Annotated in this window: 22 protein-coding genes and 1 pseudogene; 8 read left to right on the top strand and 15 right to left on the bottom strand. The window is 70.4% G+C overall.

Annotated elements, in window-relative coordinates; all coding sequences use genetic code 11:
* Window positions 1-288: 288 nt before the first annotated feature.
* From N4G66_RS16530 to N4G66_RS16495, 8 genes are all read right to left on the bottom strand, one after another.
* Complete coding sequence (locus N4G66_RS16530; RefSeq protein WP_261704867.1) at window positions 289-963, bottom strand: TetR/AcrR family transcriptional regulator; 675 nt, start codon at window positions 961-963, stop codon at window positions 289-291.
* A gap of 47 nt (window positions 964-1,010) precedes the next feature.
* The gene (locus N4G66_RS16525) at window positions 1,011-1,316 is read right to left on the bottom strand and encodes a DUF4229 domain-containing protein (RefSeq protein WP_261704866.1); all 306 of its coding nucleotides are present in this window, start codon (window positions 1,314-1,316) and stop codon (window positions 1,011-1,013) included.
* 180 nt (window positions 1,317-1,496) lie between these two features.
* On the bottom strand, window positions 1,497-2,030 hold the full coding sequence (locus N4G66_RS16520; protein WP_261704865.1) for a GNAT family N-acetyltransferase: 534 nt from the start codon (window positions 2,028-2,030) through the stop codon (window positions 1,497-1,499).
* A 1-nt stretch (window position 2,031) separates the two neighbouring features.
* Window positions 2,032-3,195, bottom strand: a complete 1,164-nt coding sequence (gene mqnE / locus N4G66_RS16515) for an aminofutalosine synthase MqnE (RefSeq protein ID WP_261704864.1) — start codon at window positions 3,193-3,195, stop codon at window positions 2,032-2,034.
* 96 nt (window positions 3,196-3,291) lie between these two features.
* The gene (locus tag N4G66_RS16510) at window positions 3,292-3,747 is read right to left on the bottom strand and encodes an Lrp/AsnC family transcriptional regulator (RefSeq protein ID WP_261704863.1); all 456 of its coding nucleotides are present in this window, start codon (window positions 3,745-3,747) and stop codon (window positions 3,292-3,294) included.
* A gap of 164 nt (window positions 3,748-3,911) precedes the next feature.
* Window positions 3,912-4,601: a UbiX family flavin prenyltransferase gene (locus tag N4G66_RS16505; protein WP_261704862.1), complete on the bottom strand. Its 690-nt coding sequence runs from the start codon at window positions 4,599-4,601 to the stop codon at window positions 3,912-3,914.
* Window positions 4,602-4,632: 31 nt separating this feature from the next.
* The gene (gene mqnP / locus N4G66_RS16500) at window positions 4,633-5,535 is read right to left on the bottom strand and encodes a menaquinone biosynthesis prenyltransferase MqnP (RefSeq protein ID WP_261704861.1); all 903 of its coding nucleotides are present in this window, start codon (window positions 5,533-5,535) and stop codon (window positions 4,633-4,635) included.
* On the bottom strand, window positions 5,532-6,983 hold the full coding sequence (locus N4G66_RS16495) for a menaquinone biosynthesis decarboxylase (protein WP_261704860.1): 1,452 nt from the start codon (window positions 6,981-6,983) through the stop codon (window positions 5,532-5,534). The genes mqnP and N4G66_RS16495 overlap by 4 nt, the downstream gene beginning before the upstream one ends.
* Before the next feature lie 89 nt (window positions 6,984-7,072).
* On the opposite strand from N4G66_RS16495, the gene N4G66_RS16490 reads away from it, so the two are divergent.
* Window positions 7,073-7,471 carry a PLD nuclease N-terminal domain-containing protein gene (locus N4G66_RS16490; protein ID WP_261704859.1) on the top strand — a complete coding sequence of 133 codons (399 nt, stop codon included), beginning with the start codon at window positions 7,073-7,075 and terminating at the stop codon, window positions 7,469-7,471.
* A gap of 4 nt (window positions 7,472-7,475) precedes the next feature.
* On the top strand, window positions 7,476-8,381 hold the full coding sequence (locus tag N4G66_RS16485; protein WP_261704858.1) for a LysR family transcriptional regulator: 906 nt from the start codon (window positions 7,476-7,478) through the stop codon (window positions 8,379-8,381).
* Here N4G66_RS16485 and N4G66_RS16480 read toward each other — a convergent pair.
* Both N4G66_RS16480 and N4G66_RS16475 read right to left on the bottom strand, forming a co-directional pair.
* On the bottom strand, window positions 8,266-9,315 hold the full coding sequence (locus N4G66_RS16480; protein WP_261704857.1) for a DMT family transporter: 1,050 nt from the start codon (window positions 9,313-9,315) through the stop codon (window positions 8,266-8,268). The two genes, N4G66_RS16485 and N4G66_RS16480, sit on opposite strands and share 116 nt — an antisense overlap.
* 290 nt (window positions 9,316-9,605) lie before the next feature.
* On the bottom strand, window positions 9,606-10,253 hold the full coding sequence (locus N4G66_RS16475) for a TetR/AcrR family transcriptional regulator (protein ID WP_261704957.1): 648 nt from the start codon (window positions 10,251-10,253) through the stop codon (window positions 9,606-9,608).
* A 179-nt stretch (window positions 10,254-10,432) separates the two neighbouring features.
* Here N4G66_RS16475 and N4G66_RS16470 point away from each other — a divergent pair, with 179 nt between their 5' ends.
* Window positions 10,433-11,890, top strand: a complete 1,458-nt coding sequence (locus N4G66_RS16470; protein WP_261704856.1) for an MFS transporter — start codon at window positions 10,433-10,435, stop codon at window positions 11,888-11,890.
* Window positions 11,891-11,950: 60 nt separating this feature from the next.
* Here the strand turns inward: N4G66_RS16470 and N4G66_RS16465 are convergent, their stop codons facing one another.
* Window positions 11,951-12,286, bottom strand: a complete 336-nt coding sequence (locus N4G66_RS16465) for an ArsR/SmtB family transcription factor (protein ID WP_261704855.1) — start codon at window positions 12,284-12,286, stop codon at window positions 11,951-11,953.
* Between the two features lie 134 nt (window positions 12,287-12,420).
* On the opposite strand from N4G66_RS16465, the gene N4G66_RS16460 reads away from it, so the two are divergent.
* From N4G66_RS16460 to N4G66_RS16440, 5 genes and pseudogenes are all read left to right on the top strand, one after another.
* Entirely contained in the window at window positions 12,421-13,413 is a 993-nt protein-coding gene (locus N4G66_RS16460) for a quinone oxidoreductase family protein (protein ID WP_261704854.1), read from the top strand.
* A gap of 31 nt (window positions 13,414-13,444) precedes the next feature.
* A complete protein-coding gene (locus tag N4G66_RS16455; protein WP_261704853.1) occupies window positions 13,445-14,089 on the top strand; it encodes a class I SAM-dependent DNA methyltransferase in 645 nt (214 codons plus the stop codon).
* Between the two features lie 105 nt (window positions 14,090-14,194).
* Window positions 14,195-14,652, top strand: a pseudogene (locus N4G66_RS16450) (nucleoside deaminase).
* Window positions 14,653-14,890: 238 nt separating this feature from the next.
* Window positions 14,891-15,841, top strand: a complete 951-nt coding sequence (locus N4G66_RS16445; protein ID WP_261704956.1) for an isopenicillin N synthase family dioxygenase — start codon at window positions 14,891-14,893, stop codon at window positions 15,839-15,841.
* Window positions 15,842-15,982: 141 nt separating this feature from the next.
* Window positions 15,983-17,074, top strand: coding sequence for a hypothetical protein (locus N4G66_RS16440; RefSeq protein WP_261704852.1), 1,092 nt, complete (start codon window positions 15,983-15,985; stop codon window positions 17,072-17,074).
* A gap of 159 nt (window positions 17,075-17,233) precedes the next feature.
* Here N4G66_RS16440 and ccsB read toward each other — a convergent pair whose 3' ends face one another.
* Genes ccsB through N4G66_RS16420 form a run of 4 tightly spaced genes read right to left on the bottom strand, consistent with a single transcriptional unit; the run spans window position 17,234 to window position 21,599 of the window.
* Entirely contained in the window at window positions 17,234-18,355 is a 1,122-nt protein-coding gene (ccsB, locus tag N4G66_RS16435; protein ID WP_261704851.1) for a c-type cytochrome biogenesis protein CcsB, read from the bottom strand.
* Window positions 18,352-20,190 (bottom strand): cytochrome c biogenesis protein ResB, encoded by a 1,839-nt coding sequence (gene resB, locus N4G66_RS16430; protein ID WP_261704850.1) that lies wholly within the window; start codon window positions 20,188-20,190, stop codon window positions 18,352-18,354. The genes ccsB and resB overlap by 4 nt, the downstream gene beginning before the upstream one ends.
* Before the next feature lie 3 nt (window positions 20,191-20,193).
* Complete coding sequence (locus tag N4G66_RS16425; protein ID WP_261704955.1) at window positions 20,194-20,931, bottom strand: cytochrome c biogenesis CcdA family protein; 738 nt, start codon at window positions 20,929-20,931, stop codon at window positions 20,194-20,196.
* A 50-nt stretch (window positions 20,932-20,981) separates the two neighbouring features.
* On the bottom strand, window positions 20,982-21,599 hold the full coding sequence (locus N4G66_RS16420; protein WP_261704849.1) for a TlpA family protein disulfide reductase: 618 nt from the start codon (window positions 21,597-21,599) through the stop codon (window positions 20,982-20,984).
* Between the last annotated feature and the right edge of the window lie 60 nt (window positions 21,600-21,659).

The following is a 21,659-nucleotide window of genomic DNA, read 5'->3' as shown; positions in this document are numbered from 1 at the left end:
ACCGCAGCGCGCGGGGGCGTATCCCGGCTGCATCCTGGAGTGCAACGGCCTCGACGAGCAGGGCAGGCCACCGGCCCTGCCTCCGGGCGGGGGCGGAACGGACCCGCTGCGGGCGGTCGTCCGGCGGGCCGCGCGCGGCAGTGCCCGGTCCCTCCACCGCGTGGCCGCGAGAGGGTCGCCCCCAGCACTGCGCCACCGGCGGCGGGGGCGTCGAAGTTGCGGAGGGCGGCTTCGAAGGCCGGAACCACCCCTCCCGGCACGGAGAGAACCCCGCGCCGGCCGGGTGCGTCAGACCTCCGCGGCGGCCTGGGGCGGAATCCCCGCGGCCGGCGGGGACCACGGGCGGCCCTGCATCATGGTGCCGAGTCCCGCCCAGGCGAAGTTCATCAAGGTGGCGGCGGCCTGCCGGGCCGAGACGCCCGGGGTGGCGTTGGCCCACGCGGCCAGCGACTCGGCGGCGCCGACCAGTGCCTCCGCGAGCCCCGCGACCTCCCGCGCCGGCAGCGACGGGTCACGGTGCGCCTCCCGCGCGGCGACGACGATCAACTGCGTGACGAACTGGACCAGTTCCTCGCGCATCGCGAAGACCTCGGCGGCGAAGGGCTCGCCGTGGGTGCGGGCCTGGAGGTGCAGCACCGCCCAGCCGTCCGGGTTCTCCGCGGTATGGGTGAAGAAAGCCCGCAGCCCTTCCCAGAGTTGACGGTCGGCCGGCAGCCCGGGGCGGACACCGGCGCGGACGGCGGCGGTGAGCGCCTCGGCCTCACGCCGGATGCACGCGGTGAACAGGTCTTCCTTCGAGTTCAGGTACAGATACACCAACGGCTTGGACACGCCCGCCAGTTCGGCGATCTCGTCCATCGACGCGGCCCGGTACCCGCGCTGCCCGAAGGTCCGTACGGCCGCGTCCAGCATCTGCTGTTCGCGTACCGCGCGCGGCATCCGCTTGTTCTTCACAGCACCCATGCGCCAAGCGTACGATCGGCCGCCGCCGGGCCGGGCGCGCAGGAGTGTCAGGAGGCCTGGTTCGGGGCGCCTTGGGCGGTCTCGTCCAGGACGGCGTCCTCCTGGTTGCGGTTGCGCTCCAGGTTGGCCCGGGCGCGGTCCACGCGGGCGACGACCTGGGCCGAGGCGCGGTCGCGCTCGCCGCGCAGGACGACGAAGCTGATCGGCGCGGAGATCACCAGGGCCAGCAGCACGACCCACATGTAGTTGGAGTCGCCGAGGCCGCGCGGGGCGATGCCCGAGTAGACGAGGCCCCAGACGACCACGAGGCAGCCTACGAAGATACCGAGGCGCATCAGTGTGTAGCGGAACATCTCAATCCACTCTTCCGTTCCGAACGCTCCCAAAGAACTCCGTCCAGTGAAGCACGCCAGGAGGGCGATCTTGCAGGGGGGCCTCGGTCGCGGAGCAGAGGGAGACCTCGGTCGCGGAACGCAGACGGCAGACGGCAGAGGACAGACGGCAGACGGCAGACGGCAGACGGCAGAGGGTCCTCAGTCGCGGAGTGCGAGGGGCAGCAGCATCGTGATGTCGTCGCGTTCGTCACCGGGCGCCACGCGGATCGCGCCGGGCACCCGCCCGACCTCCTTGTAGCCGCAGGAGGCGTAGAAGCGCTCCAGCCCCTCACCGCCCCGGCAGGTCAGCCGGATCGCGTCGATGCCGTCGAGACCGCCCGCGGCGTTCTCGACGGCGGCGAGCAGGTCCCGGCCGTACCCCTTGCCCTGGTGCCGGGGATGCACCATCACGGTGTACAGCCAGACCCAGTGCCTCATCAGCCGGTGGGTGTTGTACGTGAGGAAGGCGGTCGCGGCGACGCCGCCCTCCTCGTCCCTGCCGACCAGGAGCCGGGTGCGGCCCTCCGCCATGGCGACGAAGTGCTTGACGAGTTCGGGGCGGACGTCGCCGGCGGCCACCGGCGGCACGAAGCCGACGGAGCCGCCCGCGTTCGACACGTCCACCCAGAGGTCGACGACACCGTCCCGGAGCTCGGGGGTGACGGCCGGATCCAGTTCGAAGACCAGCGCCACGTCAGACCCGCATGGGCTGCGGCGACTCGCGCCGCGCCGGGTCCGGTCCGTCGTACTCGCGGATGATCTCGTACCGCGTGTTGCGCTCGACGGGGCGGAAGCCGGCGTCGCGGATCAGGTCGAGCAGGTCGTCGCGGGTCAGCTTGTTCGGTGTGCCGTAGTTGTCGGCGTCGTGCGTGATCTTGTACTCGACGACCGATCCGTCCATGTCGTCGGCGCCGTGCTGGAGCGCGAGCTGGGCGGTCTGGACGCCGTGCATGACCCAGAAGACCTTGACGTGCGGGACGTTGTCGAAGAGCAGCCGGGAGACCGCGAAGGTCTTCAGGGCCTCGGCGCCGGTCGCCATCTGGGTACGCGCCTGGAGGCGGTTCCTGACCTTGCCGTCCTTCATGTCCACGAAGTCGTGCTGGTAGCGCAGCGGGATGAAGACCTGGAAGCCGCCGGTCTCGTCCTGGAGTTCACGCAGCCGCAGCACGTGGTCGACGCGGTGGCGGGGCTCCTCGATGTGCCCGTACAGCATCGTGCACGGGGTCTTGAGACCCTTCTCGTGCGCGAGGCGGTGGATGCGCGACCAGTCCTCCCAGTGGGTGCGGTGGTCGACGATGTGCTGCCGGACCTCCCAGTCGAAGATCTCCGCGCCGCCGCCGGTCAGCGACTCCAGACCGGCCTCGATCAGCTCGTCGAGGATCTCCGAGGCGGACAGCCCCGAGATGGTCTCGAAGTGATGGATCTCGGTGGCCGTGAACGCCTTGAGCGAGACCTCCGGGAGAGCCTTCTTCAGCTCGCTGAGCGAACGCGGGTAGTAGCGCCACGGCAGGTTCGGGTGCAGGCCGTTGACGATGTGCAGCTCGGTGAGGTTCTCGCCCTCCATCGTCTTGGCGAGGCGGACGGCCTCCTCGATGCGCATCGTGTACGCGTCCTTCTCGCCCGGCTTGCGCTGGAACGAGCAGTACGCGCAGGACGCGGTGCACACGTTCGTCATGTTGAGGTGACGGTTGACGTTGAAGTGGACGACGTCGCCGTTCTTCCGCGTGCGCACCTCGTGCGCGAGCCCGCCGAGCCACGCCAGGTCGTCCGACTCGTACAGCGCGATGCCGTCCTCGCGGCTGAGCCGCTCACCGGCCCGGACCTTGTCCTCCAGCTCGCGCTTGAGCCCGACATCCATGCGATTACCTCTCCCTGTGACGAAACGCTGCCAACCGTACTCCCCCGCCTTCCGGCGGAAGGCCCCCCATCAGGGCCTTCGCACCCCGGGGTGTGCCTAGTCCTCCTCGGGCAGCTCTCCGACCCGGTTCTCCCACTTCGTGGAGAGCACGATCGTCGTACGGGTACGGGAGACGCCCTTGGTCCCGGACAGGCGCCGGATGGTCTTCTCCAGTCCGTCGACGTCGCTGGACCGCACCTTGAGCATGAACGAGTCGTCGCCCGCGATGAACCAGCAGTCCTCGATCTCGCCGAGGTCGCGCAGCCGCCGGGCCACGTCCTCGTGGTCGGCGGCGTCGGAGAGCGAGATGCCGATCAGGGCGGTGACGCCGAGGCCGAGCGAGGCCGAGTCGACCGTCGCGCGGTACCCGGTGATGACGCCGGCCGCCTCCAGCCGGTTGATGCGGTCGGTGACACTGGGTCCCGACAGACCGACGAGGCGCCCCAGCTCCGCGTAGGAGGCCCGGCCGTTCTCCCTGAGGGCCTGGATGAGCTGCCTGTCCACCGCGTCCATGCGATCGAAGCCTTCCACTGAAAAGGTCTGAGAAGTCTTGAGGTGTTGCGAGGTGCTGCGAGGTGCTGCGAGGTCTTGCGAGAGGTCTTGAGATGTCCGAAAGTTTCGGAAAGCCTGAAAAGCCCTGAACTGTCTGGTGGTGCCCGGTGCTTCGTGCGCGTGCGTCAGGTGGTGTCGCCCCGGGAGCCGCTCCCGAGTTCGCCCTTCCACCTGCGGTACAGGTTGTGTTCGACAGCCACCGCGTCGAGGACCCGCCCGGCGACGAAGTCCACCAGGTCCTGGATGTGCGTGGCTCCCGCGTAGAACGCCGGCGACGCGGGCAGCACGGTCGCACCCGCGTCGGCCAGGGAGACCAGGTGCCGCAGCGTCTGCCCGTTCAGCGGGGTCTCCCGTACGGCGACGACCAGCCTCCGCCCTTCCTTGAGGGTGACGCTCGCGGCCCGCTGCAACAAATCCTTGGAGAGGCCGAGGGCGACTCCGGCCACGCAGGCGGTGGACGCGGGCACGATGAGCATGCCCTTGGCCGGGTACGAGCCCGAGGAGGGCCCCGCCGCCAGGTCGCCCGCGCTCCAGTGCCGTACGCCGTCGAGATGCTCCTCGAAGGCGTCGAAGGTGCCGGGCTTGCCGTCGGCGCCCCGCGCCAGCCATTCGCGCAGGTCGCCCTGCCAGTGGGCGTCGCGGAACGGGAGGCCGGTCTCGTCGAGCAGCGTGAGCCGTGAGGCCCTGCTGACGACCAGGTCGACGCTCTCCCCGGCTTCCAGCAGCGAACGCAGCACCGCGGCCGCGTACGGCGTACCGGACGCGCCGGACACCCCCACGATCCAAGGCCGGCGCTGCGTCTGTCCTGGCTTCATGATGTCGAGCCTATCCGGCCACCGCCCATGGTCAGACCGTCAGCCCGCGCACCAGCAGATCGAGCAGGGCGCACACGAACAGCGCGATACCGATGAAGCCGTTGACCTGGAAGAACGCCCTGTTCAGCCGGGTCAGGTCGTGCGGCTTCACGATGGAGTGCTCGTACAGGAACGCTCCCGTGACGATCACCAGGCCCAGCCAGAAGAAGGCTCCCGCGCCGGTGGCCACCCCGTACCAGACGAAGAGCGCCGTCGTCACCGCGTGGCAGCCTCGCGCACCCCGGATCGCCGCCGGGATGCCGAAGCGCGCCGGAAACGACATCACACCGATCTCGCGGTCGGTCTCGACGTCCTGGCAGGCGTAGATCAGGTCGAAGCCGCCGATCCACACGCCGACCGCGAGACCGAGGACGACGGCGTCCCAGGACCAGGTGCCGGTGACGGCGATCCAGGCGCCGATCGGCCCCATCGCCTGGGCGAGACCCAGGATGGCCTGCGGGAAGTTCGTGAACCGCTTGCCGTACGGGTAGACGACCATCGGGATGACCGCGATGGGCGCCAGCGCCAGGCACAGCGGGTTGAGCAGGGCGGCGGCGGCGAGGAAGACCACCAGGGCGACCAGCGCGCCCGTCCAGGCGTGCTTCACGCTCATCGCGCCGGTGACCAGTTCACGATGGGCCGTACGGGGGTTGCGGGCGTCGATCTCGCGGTCGATGATCCGGTTCGCCGCCATGGCGAAGGTGCGCAGGCCCACCATCGCGACGGTGACCAGGAGCAGCTTTCCCCAGTGGATGTTCTTGTCCCACGCGAACATCGCCGTCAGCGCGGCGATGTAGGCGAAGGGGAGTGCGAACACCGAGTGCTCGATCATGACAAGGCGCAGGAACGCCTTGGTGCGGCCCGGCTGCGGAAGCGCCGCGGAAGCTGAACTCACAGCCCGTACTCCTTCCAACGGCGGTCGACCTTCGCCGCCGTCTCCGGGTCGGACAGCACCATCTCGGGCCAGCCGCCGTCCCGGGTGTAGCCCTCCTCGGGCCACTTCTTCGTCGCGTCGATGCCCGCCTTGCCGCCCCAGAACTGCTGGTAGGAGGCGTGGTCGAGGTGGTCGACCGGGCCTTCGACGACGGTGAGGTCACGTCCGTAGTCCGTGTTGCCGAGCGCGCGCCACGCCACCTCGTGCAGATCGTGGACGTCACAGTCCGCGTCGACGACGATGATGAGTTTCGTCAGGGACATCATGTGCGCGCCCCAGACGGCGTGCATCACCTTCTGGGCGTGCTTGGGGTACTTCTTGTCGATCGCGACGATCGCGCAGTTGTGGAAACCGCCGGCCTCCGGCAGGTGGTAGTCCACGATGTCCGGCACGATGATCTTCAGCAGGGGCAGGAAGAACCGCTCCGTCGCCCGGCCGAGAGGCCCGTCCTCCGTCGGGGGCCGCCCCACCACGATGGACTGGAGCAGCGGCCGCCTCCGCATCGTCACGCAGTCGATGGTCAGCGCCGGGAACGGCTCCTGGGGGGTGTAGAACCCGGTGTGGTCGCCGAACGGCCCCTCGGGCAGCATCTCGCCCGGCTCCAGCCAGCCCTCGAGGACGACCTCGGCGTTCGCGGGCACCTGGAGCGGCACGGTCTTGCAGTCGACCATCTCGATCCGCTTGCCCTGGAGGAACCCGGCGAAGAGGTACTCGTCGATGTCACCGGGCAGCGGGGCTGTGGAGGCGTACGTCACGGCGGGCGGGCACCCGAAGGCGATCGCCACCGGCAGTCGCTCGCCCCTGCGGGCCGCCACCTGGTAGTGGTTCCGGCTGTCCTTGTGGATCTGCCAGTGCATGCCGATGGTGCGCTTGTCGTGGCGCTGGAGCCGGTAGAGGCCGAGGTTGCGGATGCCGGACTCGGGGTCCTTGGTGTGGGTGAGCCCGAGGTTGAAGAAGGAGCCGCCGTCCTCGGGCCAGGTGAACAGGGCGGGCAGGGCGTCGAGATCGACGTCGTCGCCCCGCAGCACCACCTCCTGCACCGGCGCGTCCTTGACCTTCTTCGGCGGTACGTGCGCCATCGCGCCGAGCTTCCCGAAGGCCTCGCGCACTCCCACGAAGCCGTGCGGCAGCTCCGGCCTGAGCAGTCCGCCGATCTTGTCGGAGATCTCGGCGTACGACTTCAGGCCAAGAGCCTTGAGCAGTCGCCGGTCGGTGCCGAAGACGTTCATCGCGAGCGGCATAGCCGACCCGCGCACGTTCTCGAAGAGCAGCGCGGGGCCGCCCGCCTTCTGCACCCGGTCGACGATCTCCCCGACCTCCAGGTACGGATCCACCTCGGCCTTGATGCGCTTGAGGTCGCCCTCGCGCTCCAGCGCCCTCAGCAGGGAGCGAAGATCGTCGTAAGCCATGTGTCCAAGTATCGGCCACCCGCTACCCTGTGCCCGTCACCGGGGGGCCCGTGCCGCCCCGCCACCGTTCACTGGGGGAACGTTCGGCCATGCTCAGGTATCTGCCGTTTCTGCTGGTCCTGGCGCTGATGATCTACGCCTTCATCGACTGCCTGAACACGCCGGAGGAGGAGGTCAGGGGCCTGCCCAAGCTGGCCTGGGTCTTCATCATCCTGCTCTTCGGCGAGATCCTGGTCGGTCCCGTCGCCTGGCTCATCGCGGGCCGCGCCCGCAGGGATCCGGCCGGAGGTGCCACTCCCTCCGAGTGGCACCGCAACCACCGGACGACATTCGTCGCTCCCGACGACAACCCCGAGTTCCTCAACTCGCTCAAGGCCGAGAACCGCAAGGACGAGTCCCTTCTGAAGGACTGGGAGGCCGACCTGCGGCGCCGCGAGGACGAGCTGAAGCGGCGCGAGGAACAGAGCAGGTCCGACGAAGAGTCCTGACGACGTGGAACTACGCCTGCTGGTGACCTTCGAGAAGGTCGCGACCGTCCTGAGCTTCACCCGGGCCGCGGCCGAGCTGGCGTACGCGCAGTCCAGTGTGACCAGCCAGATCCGCGCCCTGGAGACCTCGCTCGGCACCGAACTCTTCGACCGGCTGGGCAGCAGGATCCGGCTGACCGAGGCGGGCGAACGGCTGCTGCCCTACGCCCGGCAGATCATCGAACTGACCGACGAGGCGCGGGCCGCCGTCGTCGGCGCCGAGGAGCCCTCCGGGGCGCTCACCGTCGGCACGATGGAGTCCCTCACGTCGTACCGGCTGCTGCCGCTCCTCGAGTTCTTCCACCACCGCCACCCCCGGGTGCGGCTGTCACTGCGCACGACCATCGGCGACGAGACCCGCCGGGCACTGCGCCAGGGCACGTACGACGTCGGCTTCCTGATGGAGGAGGAGACCGAGCACGCGGGTCTGGAGGTCGCGGTTCTCTCGGTGGAGCCACTGGTGCTGGTCGCCGCACCCGGCGGTCCGCTCGTCGGTACGGCGCCGGCCACGGCCGATCTCGCAGGCTGCTCGCTGCTCGCCACGGAACCCGGCTGCGCCTACCGGGACTTGTTCGAACGGGAGCTCAACTCCCGCGTCCCGGACGGCTCCCCCGTCGACTTCATGGAGTTCGGCACGATCGAGGCGACCAAACGGGCAGCGGCGGCCGGCCTCGGGATCGCATTGCTGCCCGAGGTGACGGTCGCCGCTGAACTGGAGCGGGGCGAGCTCGTACGGCTGGACTGGGAGCCGCCGTTCACGCTTTGGACGCAACTGGCCTGGCGAGCCGGGAAGCGGCTCCCGTCCCATGCGCGGCTGTTCGTGGAGCGGGCCCGGCAACTGGTGTCCGAGGAGTCCGGCCCGCAGGGGTGACCGAAGCGGCCTCGGCGATCCGGCGGGCCATGATGCTCCTGGCGCTCTCGGTGTTCCTGGGAAGCGTCACCTTCAGGCTGGCGGTCACGATCAGCGGGACGCCGAGGGCCTGGACGAGGTCGATGTGATGGCCGTACACCGCCCAGTCCATGACCATCGCGACGGCCGGGTAGGTGAAGGCGAGCACGGCGATCTTCGCGGTCGGGAGCTTGGCGTACGCGGCGTACATCAGGACGTACATCAGCCCCGTGTGGACCACTCCGAGACCGACCAGCCAGCCCCAGTCCGCGCCGGTCCCGCGCATCGCGCCGAAGTCGGTGAAGGGAAGCAGCAGCGGGATGCCGACGAGGACCTGGACGAGTGCGATGAGGTGCGGCCGGACGCCGGTGATGCGCTTGGTGACCAGGGTGGACAGCCCGTAGAGGAGCGCGGCGAGGAGTGCCTGTCCGACGCCGGTGAGATACGAGCCGCCGTTCGTGAAGTCGGCCGGGGAGACGCCCGAGACGAGGATCAGCCCGGCGAAGGCCAGCGCGATCCACCCGGCCTTGGCGGCCGTGAGCCGCTCGCGGAAGAGCAGGGCACCCAACAGCACCACGTAGAACGGCTGGGTGTGGTAGACGACGGTGGCGACGGAGATCGAGGTGTTCTCGTACGACTGGAAGAGCAGGACCCAGTTGAAGACGATGAACACCCCGCCGAGCGCGGCGAGTCCGAGCGTGCGCGGGGTGAAGCCGTGGCCCCGGAAGTATCCCCGGGCCAGCGCGTAGCCGCCGAGGGCGAGCGCCCCGAACAGGACGCGGAAGAAGACGACGTTGAAGGGCGAGGCGCCGGACTCGACGACGAAGACGCCGAGGGTGCCGGAGAGCATCATGGCGGCGGTGAGCTGGACGGCGCCCTTGTTCTCGGCGTTCGCGACTGCGGTGGCGGAGGTCATGCCCCGAAGGTAGGAGCGGGGACCGCCTGCGGGCCACGGTCCACTGGGGCGTCCTGCCGATGCCCCCATCGGCACCGCCGATGCGTACCGGCCGGCCGGCGGGCGGGGACCGGCCGGACGCGACGCACCGGTGCTGAGCGGATGGCAGGAAGTCCGCTGCCGATCCTTTTGCCTGATGGCTTCGTGCCCGGTCGGGGCACCACGGGATCAGCGACGGACTCCGCCGGGTCCGCTCGGCGGAGGACAAGGCCGGGTCCGCTCGGCGGAGGACAGGAACGGCTGCCTCGGCGTCAGGCTCCGGCCTGGAGGCGGAGGCCCGCCAGAGTCAGGTCCAGCCCGGCGAGGAACTGCTCCTTGTCGTCGTGCCCGTCGAACTCCTCGACGATGTCGTGCACGAACGGGAACTCCTCGGCGTCGAGCGCACGCCACGTCTCGGTGTAACGACCGAGGAACTCGTCGCGGTCCACGAAGCCGTCGAACACCTCCTGGGGCGGCTCCTGCCCCAGGTCGGCAGCGTTGCCGACCACGACGCCCACGATCGCCGACACGGCGTGGAACCGCTGCAGCGGCGTGAGGTCGAGTCGAAGCGTCTGCTGCCCCAGCTTCTCGAAAAGCCGCAACGAGTTGCCCTGGACGTCGGTGCGGCGCATGAAGTGCGCACCCAGCCACGGCCGGTCCACGATCGCGTCGAACAGAGTGACGGCCATCACGCGCAGGTCGTCGATCGGGTCGTCGCTGCCGGTCCGCCCTTCGACGGCGGTCAGCACCCCGCCGAGCACGTGGTCGATGGCGCGGTCGAGCAGGTCGTCCTTGCCCGAGACGTACCAGTAGATGCTGCCGACGCCGGTGCCGAGCCGGGTCGCGAGGGCGCGGAGGGTCAGCGCCGGCTCGCCCGCCTCGTCGAGCAGGGCCACGGCCGCGCCGAGAACGGCCTCGATGGAGTGCGAGGCCCGTTGACGTCCTCGGGAAGGGCGATCGGCGGGTCGTGGTCGCGGGCCTGTCATGGCATCCATCCAATCACAGCTTGCGCAATTATCGAACCTCGTTCTATGGTCGAACACCGTTCCATTGCCGAACGTCGTTCTATAGCCGACGGCGTTCCGAGAGGAGGCCCGCCATGACCACGACCGCCATAGCGCCCGCCGCGTCGCGCACCTATCCGTCCCTGCGCGCGGCATGGATTCCCCTGGCCGCGCTCTGCCTGGCCTTCTTCGTCGAGATGGTCGACAACACGCTGCTCTCGATCGCGCTGCCCACGATCGGCCGGGACCTCGACAGCAGCACGACCGCGCTGCAGTGGGTCACCGGCGGGTACTCGCTGACGTTCGGCGGCCTGCTGCTGACGGCAGGATCGATGGCCGACCGGCTCGGGCGCCGACGTGTGCTGCTGGCCGGCCTGGCGGTGTTCGGTCTGCTGAGCCTGGCCGTCGTCGCGGTCACCACCGCGGGGCAGCTCATCACCTTGCGGGCCGGCCTCGGCATCGCCGCGGCGGCCATGGCCCCCATCACCAACTCGCTGGTCTTCCGGCTGTTCGACGACAAGGCGCTGCGGATGCGCGCGATGACCCTGATGATCGTCGTCGGCATGTCCGGCTTCGTCCTCGGCCCGCTGCTGGGCGGCACCGCCCTGGCCCACTTCCGGTGGCAGTGGCTCCTGGTCGTCAACGCCCCGATCGCGCTGATCGCGGCCATCGGCGTCCGTCTCGGCGTCCCGGCCGACCGGCCGCAGGACCTGACCCACGACAAGCTCGATCTGCCGGGCGCCGGCTTGAGCGTCACCGCCATCGGCCTCGCCTGCTACTCGCTGACCAGCGGCGTCGAGCACGGCTGGCTCTCCGCGACCACACTCGCGTCGGCCCTCGGTGCCATCGTTGCGGGGATCGCGTTCGTGTGGCACGAGCGCCGCAGCGCGTCGCCGATGCTGGACCTCCGCCTCTTCTCCAACGGGCCCGTCCGCGGTGCCGCCATCGCGCAGATCGGCACGGCCATCGCGATGGCCGCCGTGACGTTCGGGCTGATCCTCCACTTCCAGTACGCCTACGGGTGGAGCCCCGTACGGGCCGGCCTGGCGAACCTTCCGCTCATCGTGACCATGATCGTCGCAACCCCCCTGTCCGAGTGGCTCGCGGGAAGGTTCGGCCACCGCATCGCCTGCCTGGTCGGCGCGGCCTGCCTGGCCGGCTCACTGGCCGGCCTGTCCTGGGGCGTCGACCACGGGTACGGCGCCATCGCGGCCTGCATGGTCGTGATGACCGTCGGACTGCGCACCGTCATGACGATCTGCGCCATCGCGCTCGTCGACGCGATGCCGGACAACCGCACGTCGATCGGCACGGCGCTCAACGACACCGCCCAGGAGGTCGGAAGCAGCATCGGCACTGCCGTGGTCGGCACCCTCATCGCCGCACTGGTCACCACCCGGCTGCCCGCGGGCACCTGGAGCGACGCCCTGGTGGCGTCGTTCTTCCACTGCGAGCGGATCACCTACGCCGTGCTGGCGGTCGTCGTCGGCCTGATCACGGCCGGCGGGGCACTCACGCTCACCGACTCCCACGCCACCGAGGAGCCCGCCTGAGACGTCCGAGCCGGGGTTTCGAGTGCCACCGTGCACGGCCGGGACCGTCGCCGAGACCGCTCAGCGGGGCGGCTCCTCACGCAGGACGAGGTCGAGGAGGCCCGGGAAACGGGCGTCGAACTCCGGCCGGCGGAGCCGGTTGACGCGCCTGGAGCCCTCGTCGCGCTGCTCGACGAGACCGGCGCCGCGCAGCACGGCGAAGTGATGACTGAGAGCCGCCTTGCCGACGGGCACGTCGAAGCTGCCGCAGCTACGGGTCCACTCCGCGGATCCCGCCAGCTCCCTGACGAGCTGGATCCGCACAGGATCGGCGAGGGCGGCGAGGGCGGCCGGGACGGGGACTTCGTCGGGATGGGTGTGCCCGGGCGCCGCCCGGTGACTGGTCCGCTCCGCCACGCCGGCCTCCCTGGGTTTTCCGGATCCACTTGCCGAGTGTTCGATGAAAACCATACACTCCCGAGTGTTCGCTTTTCATTGAACAGTGGGTGCGGGTGCCGGCTGTTCTGCCGGGCGTCAACCGGAGGTGTGCCATGCGTACGGTCGAATTCCAGGAGTACGGCGGTCCCGAGGTCCTGCGGGTCGTGGAGGCGAAGGTCCCCGAGCCGGGCCCGGGGCAGGTGAGCATCGACGTGGCCTACGCGGGCGTGAACTTCGCCGACCTGTTGGCGAGGTCGGGGGGCTACCGCGTGCCGCGTCTGCCGTTCGTGCCGGGACTCGAGGTCTCGGGCCGGATCCGGGCCGTCGGTCCGGACGTCACGGGACTGCGGGTGGGCCAGGAGGTCGCGGCACTGACGGAGGGCGGGGCGTACGCGGAGGTCACCGTGGCCGATGCCGTGACGGTCTTCCCGCTGCCCGACGGAGTCGACCTGCGTACCGGCGCCACCCTCCCCACCGTCCTGCCCACGGCGTACGCCCTCCTGTACACCGTGGGCCGGCTCCAGCCCGGCGAGACGGTGCTCGTCCAGAGCGCGGCGGGCGGCGTGGGCACGGTGCTGGGCCAGTTGGCGAAGGCGGCCGGGGCAGGGGCGGTGTACGGCGTCGTGTCCAGCGCGCCGAAGGCCGAGTACGCCCTCGGCCACGGCTACGACGAGGTGTTCGTGGGGTCCTTCGAGGACGAGGTCCGCGCGGCGACCGCCGGCCGCGGAGTGGACCTGGCCCTGGACCCGGTGGGCGGCGAGACCCTGCGCGGCAGCCTCGCCTCGCTCGCCCCCTTCGGCCGCCTGGTCTCCTTCGGCAACGCGAGCTCGGCGGAGCCCTGGACGGTGGGCCAGCCGGAGCTCTACCCCACCGGCCTGTCGGTAGCCGGGTTCTCGATCCTCGGCCTGGCCAGGACGGCCCCGAACGCCCTCCGCGACATCGCCTCGCGCGCGTTCGCGGCGGTGGCCGACGGCACCGTGACCCTGCCGGTGACGGCGGAGTTCGACCTGGAGGCGGCCGGGGAGGCCCACGCGCTGATGGGGTCGCGGACGAGCACGGGGAAGCTGCTGCTGCGGGTGGCGGATTCCGATCGGTCACGCCCGTGAGTGCCGGACCCCCGGTCTACCCTGCACCGCCATGACGACTCGCCTCCACGCCACCCGCGCCTCCTACGACACCGTCGCCGCGAGCTACGCCGAGCTGCTCAAGGACCAGTTGGGCAGACCGCTGGACATCGCGATGCTGGCCGCGTTCGCCGAGCGGGTGCGGGCCGACGGGGGCGGGGCCGTGGCGGACCTCGGGTGCGGGCCGGGGCGGGTGACCATCCATCTGGAGAAGCTCGGGCTGGACGCGTTCGGGATCGATCTGTCTCCGGAGATGGTGGCGGTGGCCCGCAAGGCCCATCCCCATCTGCGGTTCGAGGTCGGCACGATGACCGGCCTCGACCTCGGGGACGGCACGCTCGCCGGAGCCCTCGTCTGGTACTCCACCGTGCACACGCCGATCGACGAACTGCCCGTGATGTTCGCCGAGTTCCACCGTGTCCTCGCCCCCGGCGGCCATCTGCTCATCGCCTTCAAGGTCGGTGCCGAACGCGTCCGCCTGGAGCACGCGTACGGCCATGACGTCGACCTCGACGTCCACCGCTTCCCGCCCGAGCGGGTCGCCGAACTCCTGCGGAACGCGGGCCTGTTCGAGGTCACCCGCCTCGTCCGCGAGGCCGAGACCCAGGAGAACACCCCCCAGGCCTTCATCCTGGCCCGCAGGCCGGAGAGCGGCTGATCCGCGCCGCCTCGGGGCGAACCCCGCGCGGCAGGAGGGTGCTTCCCCGCGTTGCCCTCGTGTTCCCGCCGCACGGGACTGGAGTCCCGCGGGAGAGTGGGGACCATGGAGCGCATCGATCAGGCACAGGCCCGCGCGTGGCTCGCCACCGCCCTGGCCGAGGCCCGATGGGGCTCGCCGAGGGCGGTATCCCCATCGGGGCGGCGCTGTACGGCGCGGACGGCACCCTTCTCGGCCGCGGCCACAACCGCCGCGTCCAGGACGGCGATCCCTCGGCGCACGGCGAGACGGCCGCCTTCCGCGACGCGGGACGGCAGCGGACGTATCGCGGTACGACCATGGTGACCACCCTGTCGCCCTGCTGGTACTGCAGCGGGCTGGTCCGGCAGTTCGGCATCTCCCGGGTGGTCGTCGGCGAGGCGGCCACCTTCCACGGCGGCCACGACTGGCTCGCCGAGCACGGCGTACAGATCGTGCTGCTCGACGATCCCGAGTGCACGGCGTTGATGCGCACCTTCATCAAGAACAACCCGGCGCTGTGGAACGAGGACATCGGTGAGTGACCCGAGGGCGGGGGCGATTCCCGCGGATACAGCCGCTCCGACGGACCCGGGCGGCCCCACGGACCCGGCCGCGCCCACGGACCCGGGCACTCCCGCGGACCCGGGCACTCCCGCGGACGCCACCGCGCCCACGTCCCCGGCCGCTCCCGCGGACGCGGCCGGGGACGGCCGAGGCACGGCGACCGACCCCGGCGCGGCGGTCGCCCCGACCGGTCCCGGCGCCCCTGCCGCTTCCCGCATCCCCACCGTCGACCTGGGCCCCTGGCTCTCCGGGGACCCCGACGCCCGCGCCGCCGTCGCCCGCACCGTCGACGACGCCCTGCGGACCGCCGGCTTCCTGCTCGTCACCGGCCACGGCGTGGACCCGGAACTGCGCCGCCGCCTGAGGGACGCCGCCCGCACCTTCTTCGTGCTGCCCGCCGGGACGAAACAGCCGTACGCCGCCCGCGTCGGCGGGCGCGGCTGGCTCGGGCCGGGCGCCGAGGCCAACGGCTACTCCGAGGGCACCGAGACCCCGCCGGACCTCAAGGAGTCACTGACGTTCGCGACGCGCGAGCCGTTCGAGGACCCCGAGACCGACGCGGAGTGGTACGCGCCCAACGTCTGGCCCGCCGAGACCCCGGAACTGCGCGAGCTCTGCGAGGAGTACCTGACGGCGATGGGCGAGCTGGAGAACCAGCTGCTGGAGCTGCTCGGCCAAGCGCTCGGCCTCCAACCGGACTTCTTCACCCGGCACATGGACCACCCGACGTACGGCTTCAACATCAACTGGTATCCGGGCACGGAGGTCGTCGGCGAGCCGCGGCCGGGCCAGTTCCGCATCGGACCGCACACCGACTTCGGCACCGTCACCATCCTCGACCGGCAGTCCGGCAAGGGCGGGCTCCAGGTCTTCACGGACGAGGACGGCTGGCAGGACGCGCCTTTCGACCCGGCCGCGTTCACGATCAACATCGGTGATCTCATGGCCCGTTGGACCGGCGACCGGTGGCGCTCGGGACGCCACCGGGTGCTGCCGCCACCGGCCGACGCGCCCACCGAGGAGCTGATCTCGCTGGTGTACTTCGGCGAGTGCACACCGGGAACCCGGGTCGAGTCGGTGCCCGCCCCGGTGGGCCGCGTCACGTACGAACCCGTCGACTCCCATGTCTATCTGCGCCAGAAGCTCGATTCGATCACTGTCGATTGAACGGCGGAACATTTCCGTAAGCAAACGGACGCCGAGCGGACGCCGAACGGCCTATCCCGAACCAACTCACCTTTCCTCACTTGTTGTTGATACACCTCACAGCAGCACTTCGGACCGGACCGCGGACCAGGGGGAGATGCGGTGCACACAGAGCTGCACAGTCGGGGTTCGCTGTTCGACACCGATCCGCCCGGACTCGCGTCACGACTGGTCGGTCTGCGTCCGCACCAGCTCGGCACCACACCGTACGAACACCCCGTGGAGCCGCCTTTCGTGGTCTTCGCGGGCGGCCGGGGGCAGGGCAAGACCGCCGTGCTCCTCGCCCTGCGCGACGCCTATCGCGGGCACACCCCCATCGCCCTGATCGACGGCGAGGAACGGCAGTTCACCGCGCCGCCTCCCGAACGTCCGGCGCAGTCCTGGTCGCCGGCCGGGCAGGCGCTCACCACGGCCGCGGAGCAGCTCGCCGAACCGGTCAAGGGCGCCGGAAGGATCGCCTTCCCGCGGCTGTCGTCGGGGCTGCTGGCCGTGGCGGCGGGCGGCTGGGGCAACCGCGACGTGCCGCGCATCCGCCTGGAGGCGGAGCGGATCCTGCTGCTCAACGAGGCCGACTCCTGGCTGCCGGGGTTCGCGGGGCGCTGGATGAGCAAGGTGATCTCCAGGCTCGTCGCGTCGATGAGCGGGACGGGTCCGGTGGTGGAGCCGATCATCGAGGCGACCCTGGAGGCGTTCACGGAGGGCGTCTCCCCGGCCCACCGCCGGCTGCGCAGGGCCGCCACCTGGTACCGGGACTACCCGAACGCGCAGGGCAGCCCCAAACTCGCACTGATCCTGCTCGCCCGGCACTTCCGGGCGGGCGGCGACGCACGCAGGCACGCCGAACGCCATCTCGTACGGGCGCTGCTGGCCGACCTCGACGAGGCGTACGCGGGGGTGGTGCAGCGCTCGCAGCGGCGCGGACGTCCGGTCCTGTTGATCGACAACGTCCAGGAGCCCGCGGGCCTCGGGCTCCTGGAGCCGGTCCTGCGTGACCGCGCCGACGGCATCGGGGACCAGGCCGTGTTCTTCGCCGCGCTACGGGGCTACGCGCATCCGGCGCTGCGCAACGCGGGCCGGCTCGCCCTGCCCGAGGCGGCCCGGGAGACCGGCTGGCGGCCCGGCACCTCGCCGTCCTCACGGGCCCTGCTCGTCTCGCTGCCACCACTGCCCCCGACGGCGCCCCGCACCTCGTGACCCCTCCCCGTGCCCCTCCTCCTGGACGAATCCGCGGACCGGAGCGAGGGCACTCGGGGGCGTGGCCGGTGCGTCGAGAGGTCCCGCCGACGCGCGTACGACGAAGGCCGGCCCCGGTGACACAGGTCACCGGGGCCGGCCTTGGCGCGTCCGGACGGGTCAGACACCCGCGTAGGAGTGCTTGCCGCCGACGAAGATGTTGACACCGTAGTAGTTGAACAGCCAGCACCCGAAGGCGATCAGGGCGATGTAGGCGGCCTTGCGGCCCTTCCAGCCGGCCGTGGCCCGCGCGTGCAGGTGGCAGGCGTAAGCGACCCAGGTGATGAACGCCCAGGTCTCCTTGGGGTCCCAGCCCCAGTAGCGGCCCCAGGCGTCGCCCGCCCAGATCGCGCCCGCGATGATCGTGAACGTCCACAGCGGGAAGACGGCGGCGTTCACGCGGTAGGAGAACTTGTCGAGCGAGGCCGAGGCGGGCAGCCGCTCCATGACGGAGGTGGCGAACCGGCCGGGCTGTCCGCCGTTCACGAGCTTGTTCTCGTAGGAGTCCTTGAAGAGGTACAGGATCGTGCCGACGGCGCCCACGTAGAAGACGGCGCCGCACAGGATCGCGGTCGACACGTGGATGTACAGCCAGTACGAGTGCAGCGCGGGAACCAGTTGGTCGCTCGCGGTGTACAGGACGGTGACCGCGAGACCGAGATCGAGGAGGACCGTGGTGATCAGCGGGAGGCCGAGCCAGCGGACGTCCTTCTTCAGCGCGAGCAGGACGAGGAAGACCGCGACGGCGACGGTGGAGAAGGTGATGTTGAACTCGTACATGTTGCCCCAGGGGGCACGCCCCACCGACATGGCGCGGGCGACCACACCGGCCGCCTCGACGGCCCAGGCCAGCACGCTCAGGGACACGGCGATACGCCCGTAGAGGTCGCCCTGCTCGTCCCCGCCGTGCGCACCGGGCCCGTCGGGCACGTCCCGCGCGCCCGCCGCGGACCGGGTGACGACCTTCGGCCGCTCCAGCACGGCGGTGCCGCCGGCCTTCTGCACGGTGACCTCGGGGGCCGCCGTCGCCGTCTTCGCGCCGTTCGCGGTGAGCGCGTTGGCGGTGCGGGCGACCTTGCTGCGGCTGCCGAAGAGCCACTCGGCGATGTAGGCGAAGAAGGCCAGGGTGTAGACGGCCATCGCGGAGTAGATCAGCGTGTTGCTGATGTTGGCGAGGTGTTCGTTGGTCGCGGTGGCCAGATCGGTCACGGCGCCCAGGTCGTGTGCGGTGGCGAGCGTCACTGCTTCTTGGACCCTTCAGCGGCGGGTACGGGGGGTTCGGCGTCGGCGTCGGTGGGTGCCGCGTCTTCGTCGGGCTTGGTGGGTGCCTGTTCGTGCACGAGCGCGGCCAGGTCGCCGAGCTCCTCGGGAAGCTTCGCGGACTCGCTGCGGCCGAGCCCGGCCATCTCGACGACGGTGACACCGTCGGGGCCGGTGGTCGCCCGCACCCAGACCCGGCGGCGCTGGATGAACAGCGACCCGGCGAGTCCGAAGATCGCGGTGAACGCCCCGGCCAGCGCCCAGTCACTGCCGGGCTGCTGGGTGACCTGGAAGTTCGCCCACTCCTTGATGTCCTTGTCGAAGGTGATCGAACCGGCGCCGTCCGGCAGGGTCATCGTCTCGCCGGGCCGCAGCCGCGACTTGACGATCTCGCCCTTGGCGTCCTTGAACTGCTTCATGTGGGTGGTCTCGAGCTGGTACACGTTCTGCGGCAGGCCCGCATCGACCCCGAGGCTGCCGTGGAAGCCGCTCAGCGCGAGCACCGGGTAGTCGAGCGCGGGGAACTGGGAGAACATGTCGCCCTTGCCCGCCCCGGCGAAGGTCGGCACGAAGAAGGCGGAGAAGCCGAGCTGTTCGCTCTTGCCCTGCGCGTTCCTGTAGCCGTCCATGACCTTGACGGCGCCCTGCGAGGTGACGTTGGAGTCGAGCGGCAGCAGGGGCACGGCGTCGTGGAAGACGACGTTGCCCTTGCCGTCCCGGACGGTCACGGTGGGCGCGTAGCCATGGGCGGTGAGATAGACCTTCGTGTCGCCGATCACCAGCGGCTCGTTGACCTTGACGAGCGTCTTGCGGTCTTTGCCGTAGGCGCCGACGCTGTAGGTGACGGCCGCCTGGTACGTGCGGGGCGTGCCCTTGTTGGGGCCGGTCCGCTCGTAGGTGCCGGTGAAGTTCTTCAGGTCGAAGCTGAACGGCGTCAGGTCGTCGGTGCTGAAGAGGTTGCCGGACTTGAAGTCGTCGTAGGACAGCAGTGTGTTGGAGAAGCCGTCGCCCTCGACGATCAGCTTGTCGCCCTCGGACTTGAAGAGCTGGCCCCAGGCGAAGGCGACGAGCATCACGATCAGCGCCATGTGGAAGAGCAGGTTGCCGGTCTCGCGGAGGTAGCCCTTCTCGGCGGCGACGGCGTCCTTGTCGACGTGCGCCCGGAACCGCTTCTCCTTGAGCACCTTCAGCGCGATCTCGCGGACCTGCTCGGGCTCCGCCGCGGTGCGCCAGGTCGTGTACGCGGGCAGCCGGGTGAGCCGCTTGGGGGCGCCCGGCGGACGGCCGCGCAGCTGCCCGACGAACTGCCAGGTGCGGGGCACGATGCAGCCGATGAGCGAGATGAACAGCAGGATGTAGATCGCGGAGAACCACGCCGAGCTGTAGACATGGAACAGGCCGAGCCGGTCGTAGAGCGGACCGAGCACGCTGTGCGCGTCCTTGAATTCCTGCACCTTCGCCGCGTCGGTGCCGGACTGCGGGATCAGCGATCCGGGGATGGCGCCGAGCGACAGCAGGAAGAGCAGGATCAGCGCGACCCGCATCGACGTGAGCTGGCGCCAGATCCAGCGGGCCCAGCCGGTGACCTCGCGGCCTGTCCAGGCGATCCATCCCAGGGCGCCGGGGGTGCGCGCGCCGCCGAAGGAGCCGGGCACCGCCGTCTCCACGGGCGCGGTGGACAACTGCGACCCGGCCTCGCCGAGTTCGCCGTCGGCGCTCACCCCGATGTGCCGCTTGGTGCTCGCCGGGTCCGGCGTGCCGTCGTCCTCCGGCGTCGCGGCGGACTCGGACGTGTTGCCGGTGTCGGTCGTGCTCATGGATCAGATCCCTACCGTGAAGCCGTCGGACCAGGTCTGCGCCTGCTGCACGATGCCGTCCCAGGCACCGGTCAGCAGGAGAAGCCCGGTCACGATCATCATTCCGCCGCCGATCCGCATCACCCAGGCGTAGTGACGCTTCACCCAGCCGAACGCGCCGAGCGCCTTGCGGAAGGCGACCGCGGCGAGGACGAAGGGCACTCCCAGTCCGAGGCAGTAGGCGACCGTCAGTATGGCCCCGCGCCCGGCGCTCGCCTGGTCCATGGAGAGCATGTTGACGGAGGTGAGTGTCGGGCCCAGACACGGCGTCCAGCCGATGCCGAAGAGCGCGCCCAGTATCGGCGCCCCGGCGAGCCCGGTCACCGGCCGCCGGTGGAAGCGGAACTCGCGCTGGGTGAGCCAGGGCATCAGCCCCATGAAGAACACGCCCATCGCGATCATCAGCGCGCCGAGGATCTTGCTGAGGATGCCGTTGTACTCGTGCAGCGTCGAGCCGAAGTACCCGAACAGCGCCCCGCCGGAGACGAACACGGCGGTGAAGCCGAGCACGAACAGACTGGCCCCCGCGACCATCCGCCCCCGTCTGGCCTCCGCCAGATCCGTGCCGCTGACTCCGGTGACGTACGACAGATAGCCGGGTACGAGCGGCAGGACGCAGGGCGAGAAGAAGGAGACGAGCCCGCCGAGCACGGCGAGCGGCAGCGCGAGCAGCAGGGCGCCGCTGTAGACCGTGGTGTTCATGCCGGTCGAGGCGGCGAGATTCGTGGACGCCAGGAGAAGGGACACGCCGGTCACTTCTCCGCGAGGATGGGGTCGAGCATCTCGTGCAGCTTGTCTTCGCTGAGCGCCTGCAGCGTGCGGGCCGCGATCTTCCCGTCCCGGTCGATGATGAGCGTCGAGGGGATCGTCTGCGGGTTGAGCGTGCCCTTCTTGAAGCGGAGCATCAGCTTGCCCGTCGGGTCGTACAGGCTGGGATACGTGACCTTCTGCTCCGTCTCGAAGGCCTTCGCCAGTGCGGTGCTGGCGTCACGCGTGTTGATGCCGACGAACTGCACGCCCTGTCCGGCGGTCTCCTTGGCGACCTTGACGAAGTTCGGCGTCTCGGCGCGGCACGGCGGGCACCAGGAGCCCCACACGTTGAGGACGACGACCTTGCCCTTGTAGTCCGCGACGTCGAGCTGCTTGCCGTCGACGGTCTTGCCGGAGAGGTCCGGGACGGCGTCCCTGGACCCCTTGGCGACCGTGGAGATGCCGTCCTTGCCGGAGACGTAGTTGCTGTTGCCCGAGCCGCCGGAGGTGCCGCCGGATCCGCACGCGGACAGGACGAGCGCGGCGACGGCGGCCCCTGCGGTGTACAGGGTGGCGCGGGTGCGGTTCGGGCGCTGGTCTGCGCGGCAGGCGGCACTCATGTGAAAAGTTTCGCATGCCCGTTTCGGGGATCTTCCGCACCCCCCTTGCGGGTGGAAACC

Source organism: Streptomyces rhizosphaerihabitans, assembly GCF_025399795.1.
Lineage (GTDB): Bacteria > Actinomycetota > Actinomycetes > Streptomycetales > Streptomycetaceae > Streptomyces > Streptomyces rhizosphaerihabitans.
This window is presented reverse-complemented; position numbering and strand designations above follow the sequence as displayed.